Raw genomic sequence first — 22,205 nt, forward strand, 5'->3', positions numbered from 1 at the left:
ATAATTGAGTTTTCAATAGAAAGCGGTATCAGTAATCGCTTTCCAAACATCTAATTGTTCCCTTTTAATTGATCCTTTATTCTCTTTCCAACATCATCATAACACGGTATACTTAGTTTGTCTATTCAATGTACAAAGATTAATGTAAATTTTTTTATCTCTATATTAATAATAGTTTATAATAGAAAAATAGTTTTATATTCGGGGGACATCATATGAAAACTGGTAATCTACAATTTGTTAAACAAATGAACAAAGCGATCGTTTTTAATCGCATTTCAGAATTAGAGCCTCTTTCAAGAGCAGACATTGCCCAAAACACCGGACTCAATAAGGGAACGGTTTCCTCATTGGTCAGTGAGCTTTTGGAGGATTCCCTCGTTTATGAAAGCGGCCCAGGAGAGTCCAGTGGCGGTAGACGGCCGGTTCTTCTTCATTTTAACCGGCGTGCTGGTTTTTCCATCGGGATTGATATTGGCGTCAACTATTTATTAGGGGTCGTCTCTGATTTAGTCGGAACCATTTATAAAAAAGAAATCATCTCTCACGAACACACTGATTTTGAATCCATTGCGGCACTGCTGCGCGGCATGATTGGTGAACTTATTCAAAGCGCACCTGAAAGCCCTTACGGAATTATTGGCATTGGGATCGGCGTGCCTGGGGTCGTAACGAATAGCAGTGAGGTCCTGATCACGCCTAACCTCGGTTGGGAGCGGATGGACCTGAAAAAGGCGGTTGAACAGTGGTTTAACATTCCTGTCATTATTGAAAACGAAGCGAACGCTGGGGCTTATGGTGAAATGCTTTACGGGGCAGGGAAGAATGTGAATGACCTTATCTATCTCAGTGCTGGGATCGGGATAGGGACAGGCATTATCATCGACGGTAATCTTTACCGCGGGACTTCCGGATTTTCAGGTGAAATGGGCCATATCACGATTGATATGAATGGCAGGAAATGCAGCTGCGGCAATTACGGTTGCCTAGAGCTCTATGCTTCAGAAAATGCCTTATTATCAGAAGCGAAAAACGGATTAAGCACACTCAATGCTTCTGAGTTAAAAGATCTGACGTTTGAAGCCCTCATTGAGCAAGCCGAGCAACATAATCCAGAAGTCCGGTCACTTTTTGACAAAATCGGAACCTTTCTAGGAATTGGTATTGTTAGCATTATTAATAGTTTTAACCCTAGGAAGATCATCATTGGAAACCGGCTAGCTCAAGCAAGTCAATGGCTCGAACCTTCTATCCAAAGACTTGTAAAAGAACGCGCCCTTTCCCACAACGAAGACAATGTGGATATTTGCTTCTCGGAGCTTTCCTCTCTGTCTTCTGCACTCGGAGCTTCCGCCTTTGTGAATGAATCTTTTATTGAGGGTTTGTTTAAGACGGAATAAAAATAGGTGAGGTCACTTACTTTAGGCTTATTCGGTTTCACAACTAAACAAGTATTAGAAAAAGCGTGCGAGGATTCGCACGCTTTTCTTATTGGATTAATAAGTTGAAGTTTTGGTTGCCTGTGAGTTTAATGGGAAGTTTTCTGGATGTTCTTCAAGCCATAGAATGCTTGTGACACCGCGCGGATAATATTTACTTCCTGTAATTTCACCAGAGATAATTTGATCGCTCCAGCTCCAGATCGACAAGGTTGGATGAGTCAGCCATTTGACATGGGCGGCGTCAGCTCTCGCTCCGCTCTCATCCCAAGATAGACCAAGGATTTGCCGAGCAATAAACTGGCATAGATAGATCTTGCTTAACCAGGAATTATTGCTTGTAGACGAAATCTTCCAGCCGCCATCTTCAAACAAACAAACGCCTTCTACTAAGACGGTCTTCAGATGCTGTTTTAAAACTTGAATATAGGAAGCAAAACGACCTTCTGGATCTAAGGCTTCTTTTGTATTTGTAAAATAAGGAAATAGAAGTCCTTCAATCGCTGGGATAATTTTCGAATCATTCCCCTCACCCACAACAGCTGGGATATAGCCTTCAGGTGTTACAAAGCTAGCGATTGTTGCCGCACATTTATCTGCCTGCTCGCCCGCAAGCTTCGATTCCTCTTTATAGCCGAAATCTGCAAACAGCTTTTCTAACGCGACATAAGAAGCCCAAGACTTACCGGCCAGATAAATATTATTCCGGGCCTGTCCCAAAGACACATCTAAGCTGTCATACGTTGTAATTTCAGCACCGCCCATAACACGCGAGGAATCTAGCCCCATAATTCCATTTCGTTTTTCCGGAACAGGATGATCACGGTTGACGAGGCTTTCTAAACATTGAGTAAAGATATCTAGATTTGCTCTGACCCAGTCTTGATCGCCGGTCTGCTCAGCATAAACCGTTGCCGTTAACACCCAGTTAACCAATTGTTCATGCGTCATATGCGAAAAGCAGCCATCAAGCCCATACATCTCATAAGAGGAATACCCGGGACGCGAAATGGTATTTGCCACGCCCATATCATGCGTAAAGCTGATGCCGCCAGGATATTCTGTTGCGTCATTTGGAAAGCGAACCGTATCCTGATAGCTGAAACGCTTAACAAACATATCCAGTTCATTTTTAACTGTCCAAGGATTCATTTTCAATTCAAAGAAGAGCTGATCGACAGTGAGATCGAATGTGTTCATCATCCGATACTCCCCTTCATTGACGTTCCAAAACGGCTCCCCGTCTACGTCCAACAGCTGTGTTGACCCATAATAGCTGCGAATGGCATGGGCCATCATGAAGGTTTGATCCTCTGAAAGATGAGCTGCGTTTAATAGTTCATTGGATTGAAGCGCTCTTCTTTTTATTTCTTCAAAATGAGTCAGCGTAAAGAACGAGACCTCTTCAATATCTTTAAAATAGTTTGTATAGTAATACGACGCATCAAGGCCTGCTGTAACAAGACCATTTCGATAAAAGCTGATCGCAAACTGATAGGTCTTCTTTTCTCCTGCTGGGACGTCCATAATCATCGCCCCGATTGGACCGAGACCGAATGTCCAATTGGCTTCTATCTCATTCGTCAGGATATTCTCAAGACTGAACTGAAGAGCCGATTTCACATCGGGATCCAATGAGGTAATCGCCGTCAACCGACCTTGACCGACTCCCTTGGCACCCGCCATTGTGTCATCCAAACGGCGCATTGAACTGTAGACATCACTGCCTTCATACCCGAAAAAGGCGCGGCGCGGACGTTGCCCCTCTGTATTATCAATGGTTAATTCGGCAATCACAGCCGGTACAATCGCAAGCTTCAACTCATCAGATTGAGCTGATTTCGGCTCTGGTACGGACACGGCTTGAGAATAAATGGTAAATGACAAATCGCCAGCTGCCCATGTGTCTGTCCCTAATTGAAATTTCCGCTCTACGTTTTCTTGATTAAATGGAAAGATGATTTTTGGCTTGTCCGGATTAGGGTCTGGATTCTCAATATCATAACGCTTGCTCTCATCCTCATCACTATAATGAAAGAATGGCAAAGCTTCGAAGCGGCCTGCTTGGTCCTTAGACTCCACACCAATATAGACATTCTTTTTGGGAGAACGGCCAAGTTCCAGATCAAGGCCACCGCCCGCTCCCGGAAACCCTAAAGTAAAGCTTGAAAAGGCACCGATTGGAGAATGATGGGCATTAAAAAATTGATTTCTAGTCATCTTGTTAACCCCTTTAATTAATGACGGCTGTAGCGGTCATCTCCTTAATTTGGAAAGAGTAAAGAGATCAAAAAGGGATTTAATTGTAAGACTGTTAAACGTTTTCTAAAGAAAATTGTAAACGATTTCGCTGTAAAAAGTAAAGCGGGAAAACAAGGTCTTTTTTAAAACAACTGATTCGCACGACGAAAAAACGCCACCCTCAAGTGAAGGCGCCGTTGATCAAAACTTATTTGTTTTTATGGTTAAGAGTCTGTGTCACTGTGTTTGGATGGCTCGAATCCCAATTTCTCACGGGCAATCAGTGCTTTGACCTCATTGTACGATAAACCTGAATGAGCGTTCTTTTCTTTCACCTCATCAATGTCCGTTCCAACGATTGTGTAGCGCTTGTTTTGTTTGTCCGTCATGACTTGTCTCTCCTTTTCACTTTCTAACTTAAAAAGGATGAGTCACTAAGTGTGTCTCATCCTTGGATTGGAATGCTAGAAATTAAAGTTTCGTTACATTTTCGGCTTGCGGGCCACGGTTTCCTTCAACAATGTTGAATTCAACACGCTGACCTTCTTCAAGGGTTTTAAAGCCTTCCCCTTGGATGGCGCTATAATGAACAAAAACGTCGTCGCCGCCTTCAACTTCAATAAATCCAAATCCTTTGTCTGCATTAAACCATTTTACTGTACCTTGACTCATGTATACATACCTCCAACTAATGTTAAACATGTCAATCTTATTTACTCGAGCCGTAAATAATATTCACACATTATAAAGAAGGACCAGATCTTTAGACATGACAACCCTTTATAAGTTGTGAATCCGATTCTTAGTCGTCCTTCCGTTATATTTTGAACAGAAAATTGATTTTTTAATCCTCTTTTCATTTTTATTTTTTTGCAACCACTACATTTGGCTCGTTTTTCTGACCCATTTCGATTCACTTTAATGATGGATCATGAGCCCTTCAAAGTGAGTTTCCCGCTTATCGCGAGCCTTTGATTACCGCCATTTTCCTCTTCCTAACCATCCAAGCAGACCAAACCAGACACCCAATTGAATCCATCCAAGGATGGCACCTGATAAAATCTGCAGAATCGAATCTTCACCCAACAGTAAGAGAGCGAAGCCCTGAAGGATATAAAAAACCAAAAGACCGATACTTGCCCAAATGACTACCATCCAATTTTTATTGATCCATAAAAAATAAACAAGCAACCCCATTAAGAAGCCATAAAAAACAACGGTAATCATCATTTCTTCACTTGGCCAAACGCCAATTGAAACTTGCCCATGAAAGATTGGAACATCCGGTTCGGCAAACAGGTTCCAAAACAAATCATGAATCAATCGGCTGACAATGACCCCTAGAACTAAAAACAAACCCGTTATCCCTCTCTTAAAGAAGGCTAACACGATTCCCATTACACAGGAGATCAGAAGGCTAAACGAGAAATCGCCAATATGATTCAATCCGCTCCATAGAGATTGAAAAGAGGAACTCCCAAGCCGAATAAATAAAGGGGCTCCTTTTTCATTGAACTTCTCTACCCAATTTATGTAAAAAGTCGACAGCCAACAGCCCCCCAGATATAAGCCTAATAAGCCACCGCTTACTAACCAACAAATCCTTTGTTTGGCCATGATTTTCTTGGCCTCCTCCCGAGAGACATCTTCCTATCTCAACGGTATGCCAACTTGTCCTCATATATAACTTTTAAATAAATTAAAACAGGCCCCCATACGAATGTTGGGCCTGTTTCCTGTCTTGCTAGGCGTTCACCTTTATTTTAAAAAATGAGTCCTTGTCCTCAAATAAAAAAAGAAAACTTGATCCCACACCGTTTTCCCTTTCCATCTCTTAACATTTAATAATAAAAAATGAAATAAATTGCAAGACTAAGTCCGATTCCAAAAAGGGCACCGACAAAAACTTCGACAGGACGATGACCTAGAAGCTCCTTTAACACCTTTTTATTTTTAGATGACATCTTTTTCAGCGAAACCATTTCCCGAAAAACTTCATCAAATTCTTCAATTAATCGATTTAAATACATCGCTTGCTCACCCGCATGGCGCCTGACACCCGCTGCATCAAACATGATGATCACACTGAAAATGACACTGACTGCAAAAAGTGTGGAGCCCATGCCTTCTTCAATCCCAATTCCTGTGGATAAAGAAGCCACTGCAGCTGAATGAGAGCTTGGCATGCCTCCCGTGCTGACTGCTAATCGCCATTCTAGGGATTGATTTTTAATCATATTAATTGGAATTTTAATGCCCTGCGCCAACAAAATAGCAGCGAAAGCGGCAATTAAAGGATAATTCAATAATAAAGCCATTAAAAAAACCCTCCATCTTTTGAAAAACCAAACCACACAATAAAGAAATAGTGAAGCCGTTCGTCAATCTAGACTTATATCTCTAGTATGCCTAGAACACATTTGACTTCATTCTCATTTTAAGAAACTCCCCTCAAAAAAGCTAGTGTTAACTTAAAACTAATAAAAATAACTTTTATAGAAAAACTTGACAGGCCCTAATAGGACACCTCATGTGACCTTCTTCATTTAGGAGGCTCCAATACACCAGATTGAGGCGAGCGCGGAGACAAAAGTGTGCGTTGAAGCCTCCAATACACAAAAAGGTGGCCGGTGCGGAGACAAAAGTGTGCGTTGGAGGCTCCAATACACAAAAGTGAGGCGGAGGCGGAGCCGAAAGTGTGCGTTGAAGGCTCCAATACACAAAAATGAGGCCGGTGCGGAGCCAAAAGTGTGCGTTGGAGGCGCCAATACACAAAAAGGTGGCGCGTGCGGAGCCAAAAGTGTGCGTTGAAGGCGCCAATACACCAGATTGAGGCGCGCGCGGGGCCGAAAGTGTGCGTTGGAGGCGCCAATACACAAAAAGGTGGCACGCGCGGAGCCAAAAGTGTGCGTTGAAGGCGCCAATACACAAAAAGGTGGCGCGCGCGGAGACAAAAGTGTGCGTTGGGGGCTTCAATACACCAGATTGAGGCGGGCGCAGAGCCAAAAGTGTGCGTTGGAGGCGCCAATACACAAAAAGGTGGCGCGCGCGGAGCCAAAAGTGTGCGTTGAAGGCTCCAATACACAAAAAGGTGGCGCGCGCGGAGCCAAAAGTGTGCGTTGGAGGCGCCAATACACAAAAGTGAGGCGGGTGCGGAGCCGAAAGTGTGCGATGGAGCCCCCAATACACCAAATCGGGGCCTGAGCGGAGCCAAAAGTGTGCGTTGGAGGCGCCAATACACAAAAAGGTGGCGCGTGCGGAGCCGAAAGTGTGCGTTGGAGCCTCCAATACACAAAAAGGTGGCCGGTGCGGAGCCGAAAGTGTGCGTTGAAGGCGCCAATACACAAAAAGGTGGCGCGCGCGGAGACAAAAGTGTGCGTTGGAGGCGCCAATACACAAAAAGGTGGCGCGTGCGGAGCCGAAAGTGTGCGTTGAAGACTCCAATACACAAAAAGGTGGCGCGCGCGGAGCCAAAAGTGTGTGTTGAAGGCTCCAATACACAAAAAGGTGGCCGGTGCGGAGACAAAAGTGTGCGTTGAAGGCGCCAATACACAAAAAGGTGGCGCGCGCGGAGCCGAAAGTGTGCGTTGAAGGCGCCAATACACAAAAAGGTGGCGCGTGCGGAGCCGAAAGCGTGCGTTGGGGTCACAAACAGCAGTTGCCTACCTCATGTGACTTTTAAGAAAGTCACTATCAGAGAAAGCCGCACCTCCCTTGCGAAAGCGTTAGTTAAAAAGGGACAAACCCCTGCAAAGCCGTGCAGAGGTCTGTCCCTTTCTTTTTTCATTTTTCTTTGCGATGAAAATAGTCGACTAATCCCATGCTGGACACTTGCAGATCGATGGTTATCATCTGTCTTTCAGGATGATCATCGGGCAGCGTATTCGCAGCACTTTTTTCCATAACCTGTCTTTCTAATGAAGCTGCTATTTCTGAATAGTCTCCCCCTCTTTTATAAATAGGTTCGCTAATTTCCAGAAATACATCCAGCCACTCGTTTACTTGTCGATAAACCTCTTCCACGTTTTCAGTGAAGCTGTAATGGCCAAAATAGAGGCGTTCGGGTCGGAAAGCTTGGACGCGTTTGATAGAATTCCGCATGGCGTCCGGGTCAAATTGATTGGGCGAAGTGGTTGGCAAAAAAAGCGGCGTTCCTTTCTCTTCAAGAGATGCATAACGAAGCCCCACCGTATCTCCTACAAACATCCCTTTTGTTAGAGAATCAAAGATACAGTAATGATGTTTTGCGTGTCCCGGCGAATCAATAAAGGTAAGGTGACGGTCAGGGCTAAGCTCAAGCTGCTCACCATCCTCTAGAGATCGCAGTTGTTTTTTAGGGATAGGGAGAATGGGGTTGAACAGCCGATCAAAGTCCTCGCCATAGACCGCTTGTGCCCCCGCGATCAGGCGAGATGGGTCCGCTAAATGCCTAAGCCCTCTTGGATGGACAATGATAGAGGCGTTCGGATAGTCTCTTGCAAACAACCCGGCCCCGCCTGCATGATCCAAATGAATATGGGTTAAAAGAATAGCCTTAACTGCCTCTCGTCCAAAGCCCAGTTCAGATAACCCTTTCTCGATCAACGGTTTGGACGGACTTGCAGAAGTTTCAACTAGATACACCCCATCTTCTCCGAGCAAAACATAACAGCCCGTGCGTCTTGGCAATCCTAAATCATAAGTATCAATTATAAATAATTTTTCTCCCAATTGTTCAGGTTGCGTCATCTCTACCTCTCCTCCCCTAACTTAAAGCGTTTCCATTTATAGTTATACTGTAACTTACCCTCTCTCTTTTTCGCAACCATTTAGAAAAGGCATACGAATCCGTAGAAAAGGGATATAAATAACGAATTTGTCATCTATACCCCCTTCTTCTTAAATGATAGGCCATTTGTAATCATGGCTTTCAGGATCAGAGTAGGTCGGGTCAAGCTGACCTTCCCAAGACACCATCGTTCCCGAATCCAAATCCTCTTCCCGATAGTCCTCTTCATACAGATCTATATAACTCGGCAAATAAAAATGACCGAAATTAAAAACATGGACGTTGTTCGTTGGTCTTGGCACGGGGAAACCTCCTTTCATCTCATCTACTACTCCTTATAATGTCCCCCATTAAACTCAGCATACATAAAAACAAAGATTTCAGGCATTCTAAAAATGGAGGTGTTCTATATGGGTAAACCGTATCTCTGCCCAAATTGCAAAACGAATAAAACCCGATTTAACTTAATTGATCAAGTTCCTCATGCTGTCAAACTAGACCCGCAAACTGGGGATATTGTTGAAGAATATGAGCAGGATACTCTCAGTCCCCTTCATATGTCTTATAAAGGACCTGAAAGAAAGGTCCAATGTGCGGTTTGCGGTCTTGTCGAGGATGAACGCGCGTTTATTAAACGGGCCACTTATATGATGAAAAGTAATGGATTAACACAGTGAATCGGCGTAAATCCCCTATTTTCTTTAAAAAGCTTAGTTTTACCGTGAACTGGAGAAAGACTTTAGGGCTTTCTATTTTACTAAGTATCTGGCTGTGTCAGACTAGCTTCGCCTTCGACCCTAAGAGCGATAGCTTGAACTATCAACCCGCATCTACTGTCAGTGACTTATTGACCCAATCGGATCTTATTGTCGAAGGGAATTTCCATCCTGCACACGAAAAATGGAAATTACATCAGGTAAAAGATGGCTATGAATTCGTTAACACGGTGCAGTTTTTCACCATTAAGCAGGTTTGGAAAGGAAAGAATTTGACAAAGATCCGTATCCTTTTAACGGGTTTAGACCCGCTTCCGCCTGCCAAATCCCCTCTTAATAATGAGTATCCAGGCGAATTTGCAGAAGGTCATTATGTTCTTTTCTTACGTAATATTGATGGGACTCCCTTCTTTCAATTAACAACGGGGATGCAAAGCGTTTATCCTGTCTTCAATAATCGACTGATCTCTCTAAAAGGCGCTGGAGGGTTTGGCGAACTCGACCAGCTCACCTTAAAGCAATTTGGTCAAACCTTGCGCGCTTATCAAAAAAAAGCCTTTAACCCAAAAAGCTACATAGAAAAAGCTGTCACACGGGAAATGAATCCATCCCCTTAAGTGGCAGCTTTTTTTCTTAGTCTCTTCAATCATTAAAAAACTAGTAATAAACTCTATTAACTCTCATATGTTTTACTAATTCTATTTTTTTACTAGGAGGGACTCCAATGACCATCAAATCGTTTTATTCTAAACCATCCACTCGTCAGAAAGCTGCAAAAAAATGGGTGGACAAGCTCCTTCACTTTCAAAGCTTGTCCCCGGAAGAAATGATTCACCTTTTAACGGATCTCATGTACAAGGTTCTATTAATGGCTGGCATCCCTTATTTTTTGTTTGTGCTCATCCAATTCATTATCTCAAAGCATTAATTATTTAAGATAAGACTCCAATTTAGATTTTAAGGATTTGATGTTCGCTGCTTCATTTTTGTAAAGTTCTTTTGCCCCTTGATTATCCGTATCGAGTGCATAGAGGTCCAAATCAGCCGCTACCTTTTTCAATTTCGCCATTACGGCCTGTCTTTCACTTGAAGCTGAGTTGTTCTTTTGGTCATTGACAAAATCGATGTAGAGCTGACCTTTTGAATCAACTTGAGCAGCATAAACATCCTTAAGATCTAAGACGCCTTTCTTACCCAGTTCACCTATGAGCCATTCCTTAGTAAATCCTGTATCATCCAATGCTTTTTGAACGATTTTCCCTTGGCTGATCACCACTTCCGGTTTCTTATCTGCTTCAAGGGTCATATTAAGCTGATTGGGCGTAACAGGGCTCTCCATAGTTTTCTTCATAACGCTAATCGCACCGTTCGTTTCAAAAACAGCGAGCTCGACATCGGAAAGCTTAAAAGCGTTATGCTGTCTAAGCTGAAGCATTAATTCATCCAGGGATATTTTAGATTTGAACAGATTTTTCTCCTGTATTTTACCGTTTTCGATAAGAACCGTTGGCTTTCCTTCAACTAAATAACGTATCGGTCTAAAGAGAAGGGATAGCAAAACTAAAATGAACGGAAGGATACCCCAAGTGGCCAAACCAATGGCTCCATCCAACCAGCTTACCCCTAAATTAACCGATAGATTTGCGGTAATCGAGCCAATAGCAATACCCACTACATAGTCAAAAAAGGTCAGCTGCGATATTTGCCTTTTCCCTAAGATCCTGCAGATCAACAAAAGGAAGAAAAAAGCAAACACGCAGCGCAGGATAATCAAAAGATAGTCAGGCATGTGTGTTCCTCCAACATCTAAATTCAAGTTTTCCAAGGGCCCTGCTCACTCCAAAAGGCCCTGTTGTATCTTTAGTATTTGGACATACTAAAAAAAAGATACAATAATTTAGGAGGAAAACCATGAACCGTTTAGCTTTTGTAAAAATGGGTATCAGTGTTCTCTTAGGTATTTGTTTCTGGCTGCCCCAAACCACGTCCTTTGCAAAAGGTCAAGCTAATGAAATGAAACAACTTCAGCTTATCGAACAGGCGACCCAACAGAAAAACTGGAGTGAAGCAAACTCACGCACTCATGCTTTAAAAAAATATTGTGAGGCCCGCTTATGGAAATATCAGCTTCTCTCTAATCAAAACGAATATAACCCTATGTTGAGTGACCTTTCCAAACTAAATGGCGCTGTCAAGGCCCACGACAAAGCTCAAACGCTTGTTTGGATATCAGCCATAAAGTCACAAGTTAAACTCATTTATTCACCCTAAAAAGTAAAAATGAAGCCCTCCACATTGGACGGCTTCATTTTTGTTTAAAACGTTTTAAATTGAGGTTCTTCTTTTTCCATTTGCATCTGACGAACCTCAAGAGCTTCTACAATCTTGGTGGCTTCGTCATAAGCCTCCTTAAAAATTTGGGCAGCCTGCTTATCTTGTGTTTCCATCGAGAACAACTCTAAGCTTGCCTCAATGCTTTTTAGCTGCCCAATCGTCTGAAGGAGCTGTTGATAAGTCGTCACCCCAAATCACCTCACCGTTTAATATGTCCTTTCGTGACAAAAGTTAATCAAACTCCGGAAGAGGATCCTGTTCTTAGGGCGATTTCAAGACCCGAGTTGGTCAAGCATCGTTGTTAACGTGTGTTCAATCGCACTGATCGTATTTAAAAAACGCTTTTTGCGTGTATCTTTTTGAAAAGCGGTAACCGATACAATGGTCAAATTTTCATCCGCATCTAATAATTGCGGCACAAAGATGTATCGGGGCTTGGCTTCACGGATCCATTGCATAGCAAGAGGCTGCCATTCCTTAAGGAGCTCCGTCACATGTTCGGCATATGGCTTGACCTCTCCAAAAAAATCAACCTTATAATCGGCTGCGCTTGTCCGATTCAAAAACTGATCATGGCAGTCGCGGCCAATCTGCCTCAATTCTTCGGTTATCGCCTTTAAACGAGCGAGCTGTTGATCATTCATAGCGGCACCTCCACTATGAGTGTATCAAATCCTTATTAAAATCTCACTTTTTTTATAACCGCTATCGGTTATTTATTTTTTTACGTTAGGACTGCCTTAACTCGACGGGAACGATGGTTCTTTTGCATCGACTGTTTTTCCGGCATAGCTTGCGTTAATTGGCTTAGTTCTGCATCGATGATCTTAAGATGCCCTTCAATTTTTTCAACTGTTGAGTAGATCTCCTCTAATTCGCGACGATGCTGCAGCAGCTGGATATTGACAACATCGTCTGCCTTATTAGAGAGCTTTCGTTCAACTTGATCCAGTTTTAATTCAAGCAAATCCATTCTATTCATAAACATTTCAATCGACATTCCTGTATTAGAGTCTTGATTCATGAGAAAAGCCTCCTCTAAAAAATAGATTAGTTTTTATAATTCGTTTTAATTTAGAGACATCCTTCACAAGCGACAAAACAAGTTTTGATTCGTCAAAGAAAGTGCTCGTTTTTCTTTTTTTAATAGTTCATTTGACAGAAAAGGCATTTTTTAGGCCTGCCTTTTTCGCTCAAAAGAAATGAAACTTATCTAACCCGAAACCGTCTCTAGAAAAGAGAGTTACTTCTATTAAGCGTATCAATTGTCATCAATTGTTAAGAATTATTTTATTGAAATAAGGTATAATGAGATATCACTGTTAAAGGAGGACACCCGTGGCTATTCGATATCCAAATGGCAAAAAGGTTGACTTCTTGAATCAACTATCCTCTAATGTTAATTACGGAAACCGTGGCATGACTCTAGAGGACGATCTTAACTTAACCAATGCTTTTTATAGGGAACAAGGGATCTGTCTGGTACATAAGAAACCAACCCCCGTCCAAATTGTCAACGTTGACTACCCGAAGCGAAGCGCTGCTAAGATCACGGAGGCCTATTTTAAAAAACCATCAACTACTGATTACAATGGGGTGTATAGAGGACATTACATTGACTTTGAAGCCAAGGAAACGAAAAATAAAACATCATTGCCGTTACAGAATTTTCATGAACATCAAGTGACTCACATGGAACAAGTGAAAGCACACCAAGGTATCTCGTTTATTATTGTCAAATTCGCTGACGATCAATCCCCTTACTTACTTGATGCCGATCTTGTGATTGCATTTTGGAAGGACCAACAAAAAGGTGGCCGAAAATCAATTCCTAAGAAAATGATTGTCACAAATGGACAACCTATTTCTATAGGTCTCAATCCTAGACTTGATTACATAAAAGCCATTGACCGTCTTTATTTTTGACTAGATAACGAATGGTTTAGTGAGTCTGTTTAGAAAGGTAGATGTAAAAATGCCTGATTACAAATCACGGACAGAACGCCGGCGGGCGATGAATAATAACAAAAAACAAGCTTCAAGCAAGTCGAATCAGAAAAAAACCGTTAAACGAATCTTTCTGTCCATCCTTGCTGTTTTCATTTTATGTATTATCTCTGGAATCATCGCTGTCGCTGCCATGATTCACGGTGCCCCGCCACTAAAGGCATCCGAATTAAAAACACCTGTCGCGTCAAAGATCTATTTCAAAGATGGCTCTTTAATGACGACAGTAGGCAGTGATGATCGTGTCTATGCGCCGATCAATCAAATTCCTAACATTGTAAGAGAAGCGTTTATCTCAACCGAGGACACTCGTTTCTACTCTCACTTTGGGATTGACCCCTATCGAATCGGAGGGGCTATCCTCGCCAACTTTAAAGGCGGATTTGGCTCCCAAGGGGGAAGTACCATTACCCAGCAGGTCGTCAAAAATGATATTTTGACCTCCCAAAAAACGTTAACACGTAAAGTTCAAGAAGCCTATTTGGCCATTCGATTAGAACAAAAGTATTCCAAGGATCAAATTCTTGAAATGTACTTAAATACCATTTTCCTTGGAAGTCACTCTTATGGGGTCGGAACGGCTTCAGAAAACTATTACGGGATTTCCGTTAGTAAAATATCGGATAAAACAAGTAAAGGGCTGGCACAAGCGGCCATGCTTGCGGCATTGCCAAAAGCCCCAAGCTATTATGACCCGTCGAGCAACCCAACAGCCGCCAAGCAGCGCCGCGACTTGGTTCTCGATCTTATGGTTAAGAACAAAGTGATTACTCAGGACCAAGCGGATGCGGCTAAGAAAGTCTCAATCAAAGATATGTTAAAGACAAACACGACGACTAAGAAGCAACGCAATTACGATGCCGTGCTGAATTTGATTGAGTCCCAATATGTAGGTAAAGGAAAACAAATCAGCGAAACCGATTTCTATCAAGGCGGTTTAGCCATTCATACGACGATTGACAAAAAAGTTCAAAACACAATTGAGAATGCTTTAAATGATGATAGTAACTTCTCATCTGCTAAGAAAAATATTCAAGCAGGCATCGCATCCATTGACACGAAAACAGGTGCCATTTTAGGTATTGGCGGCGGACGTCACTATACGAACGGCACCAACTGGGCTTTAGCTGGTGACACTTACAATGGAACCGGCAATCAAGTCGGGTCAACCGCCAAGCCTCTTGTGGATTATGGTCCAGCGATTGAATATTTAAAATGGCCGACTACCCATACCCTTCAAGATGAGCCTTATAAATATGCGGGAACCGATCTAACCGTTGGCGAATGGGATGGAACCTATTGGGGTAATTTGACAATGGAACGCGCCTTAGCTTACTCACGGAACGTTCCAGCTGTTAAAACGCTCAATGAGTTAGATAACACAATTGGTAAAAGTAAAATTATTGCCTATGATAAAAAGCTTGGTATTAATTTTAATCCAAAGACTTATGTCGAATCCTATGCGATTGGTTCTTTTACAGCCAACCCATTAGAGATTGCCGGCGCTTATGCGACTTACGGGAATAACGGCGTCTACAATGCCCCCCATGCGATAACATCGATTGATTATCCAGATGGGCGCAAAGTCACATTAGATCACGATGAGCATGTAGCCGTTCACGATTATACAGCCTACATGATTACAGATATGCTAAAAGATGTGACACAAACGCCAACCACTTACTCAGGACCAAGTCTTGCTGGTTATCCGATTGTCGGAAAATCAGGATCAACGAACGTATCCGATGACTTGGCTAAGAAATATCATTTATCTTCCTGGGAGGTCCAACATGGGAACGTGGATGAATGGTTTACCGGGTATTCACCAACTGTCACAACCTCTGTCTGGACGGGGTATGTTAAGCCAAGCAAACCAACATCCAGTGATGGAATTGTTTTAACAGATAATGCGACAAAGATTGCTTCTGTCCTGTTTGGAGATGTCATGAAAGCTGTCACATCCAAAAATACCCCCTACTGGAGTATGCCAAATTCAGTGGTTCGGGCATCCGTTGAAAAGAGCACTGGCCTTCTGGCAAGTGACACAACACCAAAGAGTGATATCATAACAGGCCTTTATGTAAAAGGAACAGAACCATCTAAAGTGTCAACTAAATATCAAAAGCTAAGCCCTGTTTCCAGTTTAAAAGCGAGCTATGATGATAAGTCTAATACGGTTCAGCTTAACTGGGGCTACAATAGTAAACAAGACATCAGCTATGAAATCGATCAAAATACAAGCAGCGGATTCCAACCTATTGGCACATCTGACCAGACGTCCTTTACCGTAAATAATTTGCAACCGGGTACCGACTATGAATTCCAGGTTATCGCTATTTACACGGACCCGTCAGACGCTTCTAAGAACAAGAAGAGTGATCCAGTGAAAGTCACTATTAGCATCCCTGGCGCCACACCTCCAACTCCAGGAAACAATGGAGACAATGGCAACAATGGAAATGGTGATACCGGAAACAACGGGAACGGAAATGGGAACGATGGAAACAATGGGAATGGCAATGACAATAGCAACGGAAATGAAAACAATGGCAATGGAAACGGGAACTCTGGCACGGGAACTGGCGATAGTAACAGTACTGGCACTACAGGAACCGGAACTACAGGAACCGGGACTACAGGAACTTCCAATCAGACTCAAGGAACCTCCACCCAAAGTTCATCCATTGCTAATGATCCAGTCGGAATCAATCACGCCGACCATAGACCATAGTTAACAAAAATAAGTCAAAGAGGCTGTCCCAATAAGGGCAGCCTCTTTTCATGAAGAAATGAGCTCATATGCTAGTGCCTATTATCAAAATGACAATGACTAATCGGCTATTTGAATGGTCTGCAGAATATCCGAGAAGGTCCACTGCCCCACGGCAGATTAGCCAAAATCCCAAGAAGGTCTACCAATTATCCGAGAAGCTTGGCGAAAAATCCGAGAAGGTCTACCAATTAACCCAGAAGGTTGGCGAAAAATCCGAGAAGGTCTGCTAAAAATCCAAGAAGGTGGACCTTTTATCCGAGAAGGTCCACTGACCCACGGCAGATTAGCCAAAATCCCAAGAAGGTCTACCAATTAACCCAGAAGGTTGGCGAAAAATCCGAGAAGGTCTACTAAAAATCCAAGAAGGTGGACCTTTTATCCGAGAAGGTCCACTGATCCCCATTTTCATTCATTTGGTGGTGGCACCGTAAAACGCGCCATGGGAAGCTATTCGCCTTTTGGTTACGATGGGGCTTCACTTAAGATTCTAAGTTATAAAATTCAGCGGTTAATAGTCCAAAATAGGTAGGTGCTTCATAGCAGAGGACTTCTGCCTTCCTTCCTTCTTTCGGAAGAGTGCCTGCTAATATCAATGATTGCCATATTCCATCAGGTTTGGCTTCCTCAATTTCTTTAACAGAGATTGTTGTCAAGGCTTCGAGATCGCCCTGTTTTACCCACTCGACGATTTTCTGATCAACTCGTTTTGCCTCTTCATGGAATCCGTAAGGGCCTGTTGCATCGTGTGTGTGTGACCAATCACAGCTTGCAATTAAAGCGACCCGTTTTCCACTTGAATCTATGGCGCGGCGAATCGCCTTCCCCATTGCAAGGTGTTCTTCATAACCTATTAATCGGGACGGTGTTAGAACAACAACAGGCACATTTGGCATGAATCGTAGCGGCACAATAGCTCCCCAGTCTAATTGAAGAATCGATAAAGGGCCTTCCGATGTTCCATAATTTAGTAAACCAACCGGAAGCTTCTCTGTTTCAGCCGCTTCTTTTATTTGTTGCGCAAGGGAGCGGTCCACTTCTTTTTTCATTTTATATGTGAGACCATTTATAGCTGACACGCCTTCCATTGCTTCACTCCCCGATATCGAGAATTGGCCATCGATTCTCGTACCGTGCGGTGTTATAACAAGAAGGACATCTGGCTGTGATCTGTTCACACGGCTTCCTAATTCGATCATAGCGGTACGCGTCCGTGCCATCCTCTCTTCAAATTGCCCTGCTAGTTCAGGAATAATTTCGTCCCCATGCGGCGTCATACAGGCATAAACAAGTTGTCCCATTCCCCTATCTCCCCTTTCATTAGTCTTATTTACCGAATGAAAAAACGGCCTATTTCCACTATAACAATTTTAGTAGAATTAGGCCGTTTTTAGTTATTAGATTTTGTGAAATAATTAAAAATAATGCCTTTATCAGCAGATGGTTTCTAACCATTTTTTGACTTTCTTTTCAGGTATTAAAAAGGTTTCTTCTGGATTAACAATAAATCCCGTTTTCAGGCTGCTGATCACTAACTCTTCAGGAATATCAACATAATGAAGGGTTAGCTCAACACCAAGTTCATCGGCAAAATGATGGAACTCGTCTTTTTGCTCACAGGTTAAACACTCTAAGTCAATAATGACATCCTTGCCATTCTTTAAAGCACTTGATGCTTTTTCCAGAACAAGAGATTTTAACGTTTCAGGTCTCAGTCCCTGGTTTTCTTCTAATGTTGAAGCGGGATCTCCAAGATCATTTCCCAATAGGCGATTCTGCCAATCTGCTGGATTTAGATGAAGCGCATCGTATCTCGCCTCAAGATCTTGACCAAAGGAAGTCTTACATTTTCCAGGGAGACCGATTAATAAATGAAGGGTGGCCATTCATCTCTCTCCTTTTACTTAAATGAATCCAGCCCGGCACCCAAAAGATATCTTATCCCTTTGTGACAGGCTCCTCCATTTTCTTGCCGCAATTGACTAAAACGAAAAAAACAAACTCAAAATGATGGATTTATAACAAGATCTACAACAACAATTTGGATAGCATTCCTAATCTTAGCTTCTATCTTCTAATTTCATCGACTTCCTTATATCTCTAACTTCTCTAATAACCCGGATTCATTGATAACCCGTGCTAAAGAGATCGTGACTGAATCCTCTTGACTCACTTAAACTATTATAACTCAAATATTACATTTGGGTAACTTTTATTACTGGGGAATTAAGGAAAAGTTTCAAATAAGACAATAAATAGTCAAATATCACTAACTCTTTCCCGATTTTACGTTAGCCCAAACATCTATTTCAGGATTTCAAAAAAATTTTGGGATGTAAAAAGACCGTCAAGGAATCCTTTAACGGTCTTCTTAAATCCAACAATAGGAGCTATGGACATACATCAATCCCGATTTTTTTGTTTATCTGACTCAATTTCGGAGTGTCTGTTCAACGTTTTCTGACATTAAAATAATCACGAATAAACGGCCAAACTGCCGGGTATTGGAAGGCTAGATTCCAAAAACTAATCCCTGACAAGTTCAGGCGATCGCATAAAGCAAACATCGCTTCCATCATCCGTAAATCTGGAAAATAGACAATGTGCTGCTTCCCATTTTCGTCCGTATATCTGAAATAAGGACTTGCCTCTTTCGGATCAAATGAGATGGCCGTATTATACTTTGCCGCAAGCGCGACGGCTTGGCGCTCCCGGAGTGCCTTAGCAAATTCCCCGCCTTTTTGATAAGGCAATGTCCAATCATAGCCATACAGCGGAACACTCATCACAATGCGTCTTGCGGGCATCACGGAGAGCGCATAATTAAGAACCTTTTCCACCTCAGTTATAGGGCTTACTGGCATCGGCGGTCCGCCGCTCCATCCCCATTCATAAGTCATGAGCACAACGAAATCGCAAACCTTGCCATGAAATTGGTAATCATGGGATTCATACCACGCACCGACTTGCTGGCCGCTTGTCTTTGGTGCTAGTGATGATGAGATAATATAGCCTTCTTGGTGAAGCCGGTCAGCCAATCGTTTGATAAAGCGGTTATAGGCTTCACGAAGATCAGATCCCAAATATTCAAAATCAACATTTACCCCTCTGTAGCCTTTTGAACGAAGCACCGTTAAGACATTTTGAATCAAGGTGTCTTGCACAGATCTTGAGTTCAGGACCTTTGCGCCCACATCTTTGTCGAATTGACTCTCTTTTAAGTTAGTAATCGCCATTAACGGCTGGACGTTCGTTTGTTTAATAGCAGCCAAAAGTGCAGCATCATCCGGTGGCGTTAAAGCCCCTTTTTCATCAACATGGTAACTAAAGACCGTTAGATAGGTGAGTCCTTCTGCCGCTTCTTGGAAATGTTCCACAGCATCAGAAACAAAAGGCTCAATAAATCCATTCGTAATAATGGTTTGTTTTTGTTTTGGCGGTAATTTTACCACATCACCTGGTGATAAGGGGCGGTTGGCTAAGGATGGATTCGCCTGAGATAAGGCTTGAAAGCTCAGATTAAACTTTTTTGCAATGCTATAAAGCGTATCGCCTTCACGCACCGTGTATTGATTTTGGGTCGGGATCAGGAGCGTCTCCCCTAAAACTAACTGATTAGGATTAGCCAATTTATTTGTACTTAGGATCGAGTCTGGTGACACGCCGTATTTCTGGGCAAGGCTATATAGAGAATCCCCGCTTGATACAACATGAACATTCATGTACACATCCTCCTCATGATGTCATCATGTTGATATCCTATGCCTAAACCGGGATCGAGTGATTAGCCTTTTTGTTTTATTTTATAAAGAGCCCTTTTTTTCTTTGCTTCATCAAAAAGAGAAGTGAGTTGGATGTAGGCATGATAATGGTTCGGTGACTCACAGATAAATGAGACCCTTTCCAAAACGTTAACGGGGGCAAGCTTTCGTTCTTTTAGGGCATCTAACCCAATTTGAGAAAAATCGACAGGAATTCCTTCACTCCAATAGAGATAGCAAATAAAGGCTTCCACTGCCTTGACCATGAAAGGAGCCGCTGCTTTTGTCTTTCTTTTATTAAAAAAGCTTTCAATAATGGGGGCTTGTTCGTTCCAATAGGTCAAGCACTGGTCGGCCCCCTTCTCACTTGACCATGGCCATTCTTGCTCTAGCTCTATGTTGAGCGCATAACAAATATCAAAATAAAAAGGAAGCGTCTCTTTTAACGCAACCACATTGTCAACGTCTATTTCTGCACCCGCCTTATAAAACGGCGCGATGAAAAATGCGGATGGAACCTTTAACTTCCCCATCAACATCCCCTCCTCTCAGCAAACCGATCAGGTGCTTATCTGTACACTTGTGTTTGGCAGCACGTCTAGCCTTGCGAGCGTTTGACCGTCACAAGCGCTCCATTACTTAGCGACAGGAATCACGTCACCTTTTTTCAAGCGTTTCTGTCCTTCACGGCAGACACCAAGCAATGGGCATTCTGGACAGTTTGGATTCTTGGCTGTGCAATGATAGCGGCCAAAAAAGATCAAGCGATGATGCGTATCGGTCCATTCCTCGATCGGCACCATTTTCTGTAATGTTTTCTCAACCTCCAAAACGCTGTCCTTTTGGCGGCAAATGCCGAGTCGTTTGCTAACGCGTTCCACGTGGGTATCGACCGCAATAGCCGGAACACCAAAAGCGTTTGAGACGACCACATTGGCTGTTTTTCGTCCTACTCCGGCAAGCTTCACCAATTCTTCATGGCTGCTTGGAAGTTCGCCATGATACTCATCTATAAGGGCTTGGCAAAGTTTTTGAATATTTTTGGCCTTATTTCTGAAGAGACCGATCCGCCGAATATCATTCTCTAATTCCTCGACGGGAACCGACACATAATCCCACGGTGTTTTGTATTTGGCAAACAGCTTTGGCGTAACTGTATTCACTAGTTTATCCGTACATTGAGCGCTCAAAAGCACAGCAATGGTTAATTCAAACGGATTGCTGTGTGTGAGTTCACAATGGGCATCTGGAAACATTTCCTTTAAGGTCTCCAGAATAACATGCATGGTCTTTTTTGTTACCGGCATTTGCTCTCCCTCCTTGCTTTGAAAGGGTTAATCGTTCTCGAGCCAATTGTACATCTTAACCGTTTGGCTTGTGCCCTCTGCTTGAGTTGTTTGGCTTGCAGGACGTCGTTTTTGACCTCTTATCCGTTCTCCATGTGCTTTTGCCTGTTCAAGCGTTTTAATTCCGTTGCGTCCCCAATCGAACAAGATGCGGTCAATATATCGAAAATTAAGTTTGCCGGAAATAACCGCTTCTCTTAAAGCCCCTACTATGAGTTGGGGCGTGTGATGATCCTGGTCGACCCACATTGCTAATGTCTCGCATTCAATCGGTGAAAGGGGTCTGCCAAACTCTTTTTCGAAGATGGTATAGAGTGCTTCTTCATCTTCTTTTTCTGTTTCATCTTTTTCTTTTAGAAGCTGATCGTCCAAAAGGCGCTCCCAAAGAAGTTCTAAAGAATAGTGTTCAGAGTACATCTCATCATTTGCTTTTTGTTCTATTTTTAAGAATCCGCGTTGAACGAGATTCCTTAATTGATTGGCGCATTGAGCAGGGGTTAAGGTCATCCTCTCTGCCAGCTCGTCCGGTGTCGGGAAGGTTTTTCCCTCTTGAAGGAAAGCATGCAAATGGATCAGAATAAAGGTTTCCTCCTCATTCAGTCCAATGCTCGCATAATGCTCTAATAATAATTTTGGGAGTGTAATTGTCCCATTGATTAACCAATTGACTACCATTTTTTTCTCCATAGTTCGACACCTCTAGCTTATTATAGCACACTTAAGTGTCTAACAGGTGCTCCTTAAAATCCCATCCTGTTCTTCAAAGCTTGGACCGGGACCTCTCCCTTTAATCCAGCTTTTTCAGTGAAACGGAAGAACCGTC

Annotated in this window: 24 protein-coding genes; 7 read left to right on the top strand and 17 right to left on the bottom strand. The window is 42.7% G+C overall.

Annotation, left to right across the window (positions count from 1 at the left end):
- Nucleotides 1-215 precede the first annotated feature (215 nt).
- The gene (locus PU629_RS14180) at nt 216-1,400 is read left to right on the top strand and encodes an ROK family transcriptional regulator (protein WP_275280718.1); all 1,185 of its coding nucleotides are present in this window, start codon (nt 216-218) and stop codon (nt 1,398-1,400) included.
- A gap of 96 nt (nt 1,401-1,496) precedes the next feature.
- Here PU629_RS14180 and PU629_RS14185 read toward each other — a convergent pair whose 3' ends face one another.
- From PU629_RS14185 to PU629_RS14215, 7 genes are all read right to left on the bottom strand, one after another.
- A complete protein-coding gene (locus PU629_RS14185) occupies nt 1,497-3,659 on the bottom strand; it encodes a glycoside hydrolase family 52 protein (protein WP_275280719.1) in 2,163 nt (720 codons plus the stop codon).
- Nucleotides 3,660-3,904: 245 nt separating this feature from the next.
- Nucleotides 3,905-4,069, bottom strand: a complete 165-nt coding sequence (locus PU629_RS14190) for a gamma-type small acid-soluble spore protein (protein ID WP_275280720.1) — start codon at nt 4,067-4,069, stop codon at nt 3,905-3,907.
- Nucleotides 4,070-4,151: 82 nt separating this feature from the next.
- Nucleotides 4,152-4,352: a cold-shock protein gene (locus PU629_RS14195; RefSeq protein WP_275280721.1), complete on the bottom strand. Its 201-nt coding sequence runs from the start codon at nt 4,350-4,352 to the stop codon at nt 4,152-4,154.
- A 303-nt stretch (nt 4,353-4,655) separates the two neighbouring features.
- Nucleotides 4,656-5,297 (bottom strand): hypothetical protein, encoded by a 642-nt coding sequence (locus PU629_RS14200; protein ID WP_275280722.1) that lies wholly within the window; start codon nt 5,295-5,297, stop codon nt 4,656-4,658.
- Nucleotides 5,298-5,521: 224 nt separating this feature from the next.
- Entirely contained in the window at nt 5,522-5,998 is a 477-nt protein-coding gene (locus PU629_RS14205) for a divergent PAP2 family protein (RefSeq protein WP_275280723.1), read from the bottom strand.
- A 1,465-nt stretch (nt 5,999-7,463) separates the two neighbouring features.
- The gene (locus PU629_RS14210; RefSeq protein WP_275280724.1) at nt 7,464-8,408 is read right to left on the bottom strand and encodes an MBL fold metallo-hydrolase; all 945 of its coding nucleotides are present in this window, start codon (nt 8,406-8,408) and stop codon (nt 7,464-7,466) included.
- A 150-nt stretch (nt 8,409-8,558) separates the two neighbouring features.
- A complete protein-coding gene (locus tag PU629_RS14215) occupies nt 8,559-8,750 on the bottom strand; it encodes a hypothetical protein (protein ID WP_275280725.1) in 192 nt (63 codons plus the stop codon).
- 108 nt (nt 8,751-8,858) lie between these two features.
- Here PU629_RS14215 and PU629_RS14220 point away from each other — a divergent pair, with 108 nt between their 5' ends.
- From PU629_RS14220 to PU629_RS14230, 3 genes are all read left to right on the top strand, one after another.
- Nucleotides 8,859-9,125 (top strand): DNA alkylation repair protein, encoded by a 267-nt coding sequence (locus PU629_RS14220; RefSeq protein WP_275280726.1) that lies wholly within the window; start codon nt 8,859-8,861, stop codon nt 9,123-9,125.
- Nucleotides 9,126-9,259: 134 nt separating this feature from the next.
- On the top strand, nt 9,260-9,781 hold the full coding sequence (locus tag PU629_RS14225) for a hypothetical protein (RefSeq protein WP_275280727.1): 522 nt from the start codon (nt 9,260-9,262) through the stop codon (nt 9,779-9,781).
- A 107-nt stretch (nt 9,782-9,888) separates the two neighbouring features.
- Nucleotides 9,889-10,092 carry a hypothetical protein gene (locus PU629_RS14230; RefSeq protein ID WP_275280728.1) on the top strand — a complete coding sequence of 68 codons (204 nt, stop codon included), beginning with the start codon at nt 9,889-9,891 and terminating at the stop codon, nt 10,090-10,092.
- Here the strand turns inward: PU629_RS14230 and PU629_RS14235 are convergent, their stop codons facing one another.
- Nucleotides 10,093-10,953, bottom strand: a complete 861-nt coding sequence (locus tag PU629_RS14235; RefSeq protein WP_275280729.1) for a DUF421 domain-containing protein — start codon at nt 10,951-10,953, stop codon at nt 10,093-10,095. It lies immediately after the preceding gene.
- Nucleotides 10,954-11,075: 122 nt separating this feature from the next.
- On the opposite strand from PU629_RS14235, the gene PU629_RS14240 reads away from it, so the two are divergent.
- A complete protein-coding gene (locus PU629_RS14240) occupies nt 11,076-11,435 on the top strand; it encodes a DUF4363 family protein (RefSeq protein ID WP_275280730.1) in 360 nt (119 codons plus the stop codon).
- A gap of 44 nt (nt 11,436-11,479) precedes the next feature.
- On the opposite strand, the gene PU629_RS14245 is transcribed toward PU629_RS14240, so the two are convergent.
- The 3 genes from PU629_RS14245 to PU629_RS14255 all read right to left on the bottom strand — a co-directional run bounded on the left by PU629_RS14245 (nt 11,480) and on the right by PU629_RS14255 (nt 12,522).
- Nucleotides 11,480-11,686: a DUF1657 domain-containing protein gene (locus tag PU629_RS14245; protein ID WP_275280731.1), complete on the bottom strand. Its 207-nt coding sequence runs from the start codon at nt 11,684-11,686 to the stop codon at nt 11,480-11,482.
- 84 nt (nt 11,687-11,770) lie between these two features.
- Nucleotides 11,771-12,142: a YppE family protein gene (locus PU629_RS14250; RefSeq protein WP_275280732.1), complete on the bottom strand. Its 372-nt coding sequence runs from the start codon at nt 12,140-12,142 to the stop codon at nt 11,771-11,773.
- 80 nt (nt 12,143-12,222) lie between these two features.
- Nucleotides 12,223-12,522, bottom strand: coding sequence for a hypothetical protein (locus tag PU629_RS14255; protein WP_275280733.1), 300 nt, complete (start codon nt 12,520-12,522; stop codon nt 12,223-12,225).
- Nucleotides 12,523-12,836: 314 nt separating this feature from the next.
- Here PU629_RS14255 and recU point away from each other — a divergent pair, with 314 nt between their 5' ends.
- Together recU and PU629_RS14265 are read left to right on the top strand one after the other, a co-directional pair.
- Nucleotides 12,837-13,424 carry a Holliday junction resolvase RecU gene (recU, locus tag PU629_RS14260; protein ID WP_275280734.1) on the top strand — a complete coding sequence of 196 codons (588 nt, stop codon included), beginning with the start codon at nt 12,837-12,839 and terminating at the stop codon, nt 13,422-13,424.
- A gap of 49 nt (nt 13,425-13,473) precedes the next feature.
- Nucleotides 13,474-16,236, top strand: a complete 2,763-nt coding sequence (locus tag PU629_RS14265) for a penicillin-binding protein 1A (RefSeq protein WP_275280735.1) — start codon at nt 13,474-13,476, stop codon at nt 16,234-16,236.
- 521 nt (nt 16,237-16,757) lie between these two features.
- On the opposite strand, the gene amrB is transcribed toward PU629_RS14265, so the two are convergent.
- From amrB to PU629_RS14295, 6 genes are all read right to left on the bottom strand, one after another.
- Entirely contained in the window at nt 16,758-17,576 is an 819-nt protein-coding gene (gene amrB, locus PU629_RS14270) for an AmmeMemoRadiSam system protein B (protein WP_275280736.1), read from the bottom strand.
- 132 nt (nt 17,577-17,708) lie between these two features.
- A complete protein-coding gene (locus tag PU629_RS14275; protein ID WP_275280737.1) occupies nt 17,709-18,161 on the bottom strand; it encodes a P-loop nucleotide/nucleoside kinase family protein in 453 nt (150 codons plus the stop codon).
- Nucleotides 18,162-18,725: 564 nt separating this feature from the next.
- On the bottom strand, nt 18,726-19,997 hold the full coding sequence (locus PU629_RS14280; protein ID WP_275280738.1) for a glycoside hydrolase family 18 protein: 1,272 nt from the start codon (nt 19,995-19,997) through the stop codon (nt 18,726-18,728).
- A 62-nt stretch (nt 19,998-20,059) separates the two neighbouring features.
- Complete coding sequence (locus PU629_RS14285; protein ID WP_275280739.1) at nt 20,060-20,569, bottom strand: YpoC family protein; 510 nt, start codon at nt 20,567-20,569, stop codon at nt 20,060-20,062.
- Between the two features lie 102 nt (nt 20,570-20,671).
- Nucleotides 20,672-21,343 carry an endonuclease III gene (gene nth, locus PU629_RS14290; protein WP_275280740.1) on the bottom strand — a complete coding sequence of 224 codons (672 nt, stop codon included), beginning with the start codon at nt 21,341-21,343 and terminating at the stop codon, nt 20,672-20,674.
- A gap of 27 nt (nt 21,344-21,370) precedes the next feature.
- Nucleotides 21,371-22,069, bottom strand: a complete 699-nt coding sequence (locus PU629_RS14295; protein ID WP_275280741.1) for a DnaD domain-containing protein — start codon at nt 22,067-22,069, stop codon at nt 21,371-21,373.
- Between the last annotated feature and the right edge of the window lie 136 nt (nt 22,070-22,205).

It is taken from the genome of Pullulanibacillus sp. KACC 23026 (assembly GCF_029094525.1).
Taxonomy (GTDB): domain Bacteria; phylum Bacillota; class Bacilli; order Bacillales; family Sporolactobacillaceae; genus KACC-23026.

Bases quoted from the DNA above. Each gene is read 5' to 3' on its own strand.
- PU629_RS14250 (WP_275280732.1), bottom strand. From the start codon at position 12,142: ATGAATGATCAACAGCTCGCTCGTTTAAAGGCGATAACCGAAGAATTG.
- PU629_RS14230 (WP_275280728.1), top strand. From the start codon at position 9,889: ATGACCATCAAATCGTTTTATTCTAAACCATCCACTCGTCAGAAAGCT.
- PU629_RS14240 (WP_275280730.1), top strand. From the start codon at position 11,076: ATGAACCGTTTAGCTTTTGTAAAAATGGGTATCAGTGTTCTCTTAGGT.
- PU629_RS14200 (WP_275280722.1), bottom strand. From the start codon at position 5,297: ATGGCCAAACAAAGGATTTGTTGGTTAGTAAGCGGTGGCTTATTAGGC.
- PU629_RS14255 (WP_275280733.1), bottom strand. From the start codon at position 12,522: ATGAATCAAGACTCTAATACAGGAATGTCGATTGAAATGTTTATGAAT.
- nth (WP_275280740.1), bottom strand. From the start codon at position 21,343: ATGCCGGTAACAAAAAAGACCATGCATGTTATTCTGGAGACCTTAAAG.
- PU629_RS14220 (WP_275280726.1), top strand. From the start codon at position 8,859: ATGGGTAAACCGTATCTCTGCCCAAATTGCAAAACGAATAAAACCCGA.
- PU629_RS14275 (WP_275280737.1), bottom strand. From the start codon at position 18,161: ATGGCCACCCTTCATTTATTAATCGGTCTCCCTGGAAAATGTAAGACT.
- PU629_RS14180 (WP_275280718.1), top strand. From the start codon at position 216: ATGAAAACTGGTAATCTACAATTTGTTAAACAAATGAACAAAGCGATC.
- PU629_RS14295 (WP_275280741.1), bottom strand. From the start codon at position 22,069: ATGGAGAAAAAAATGGTAGTCAATTGGTTAATCAATGGGACAATTACA.
- PU629_RS14185 (WP_275280719.1), bottom strand. From the start codon at position 3,659: ATGACTAGAAATCAATTTTTTAATGCCCATCATTCTCCAATCGGTGCC.
- amrB (WP_275280736.1), bottom strand. From the start codon at position 17,576: ATGGGACAACTTGTTTATGCCTGTATGACGCCGCATGGGGACGAAATT.
- PU629_RS14210 (WP_275280724.1), bottom strand. From the start codon at position 8,408: ATGACGCAACCTGAACAATTGGGAGAAAAATTATTTATAATTGATACT.
- PU629_RS14235 (WP_275280729.1), bottom strand. From the start codon at position 10,953: ATGCCTGACTATCTTTTGATTATCCTGCGCTGCGTGTTTGCTTTTTTC.
- PU629_RS14190 (WP_275280720.1), bottom strand. From the start codon at position 4,069: ATGACGGACAAACAAAACAAGCGCTACACAATCGTTGGAACGGACATT.
- PU629_RS14205 (WP_275280723.1), bottom strand. From the start codon at position 5,998: ATGGCTTTATTATTGAATTATCCTTTAATTGCCGCTTTCGCTGCTATT.
- PU629_RS14265 (WP_275280735.1), top strand. From the start codon at position 13,474: ATGCCTGATTACAAATCACGGACAGAACGCCGGCGGGCGATGAATAAT.
- PU629_RS14195 (WP_275280721.1), bottom strand. From the start codon at position 4,352: ATGAGTCAAGGTACAGTAAAATGGTTTAATGCAGACAAAGGATTTGGA.
- PU629_RS14280 (WP_275280738.1), bottom strand. From the start codon at position 19,997: ATGAATGTTCATGTTGTATCAAGCGGGGATTCTCTATATAGCCTTGCC.
- PU629_RS14285 (WP_275280739.1), bottom strand. From the start codon at position 20,569: ATGGGGAAGTTAAAGGTTCCATCCGCATTTTTCATCGCGCCGTTTTAT.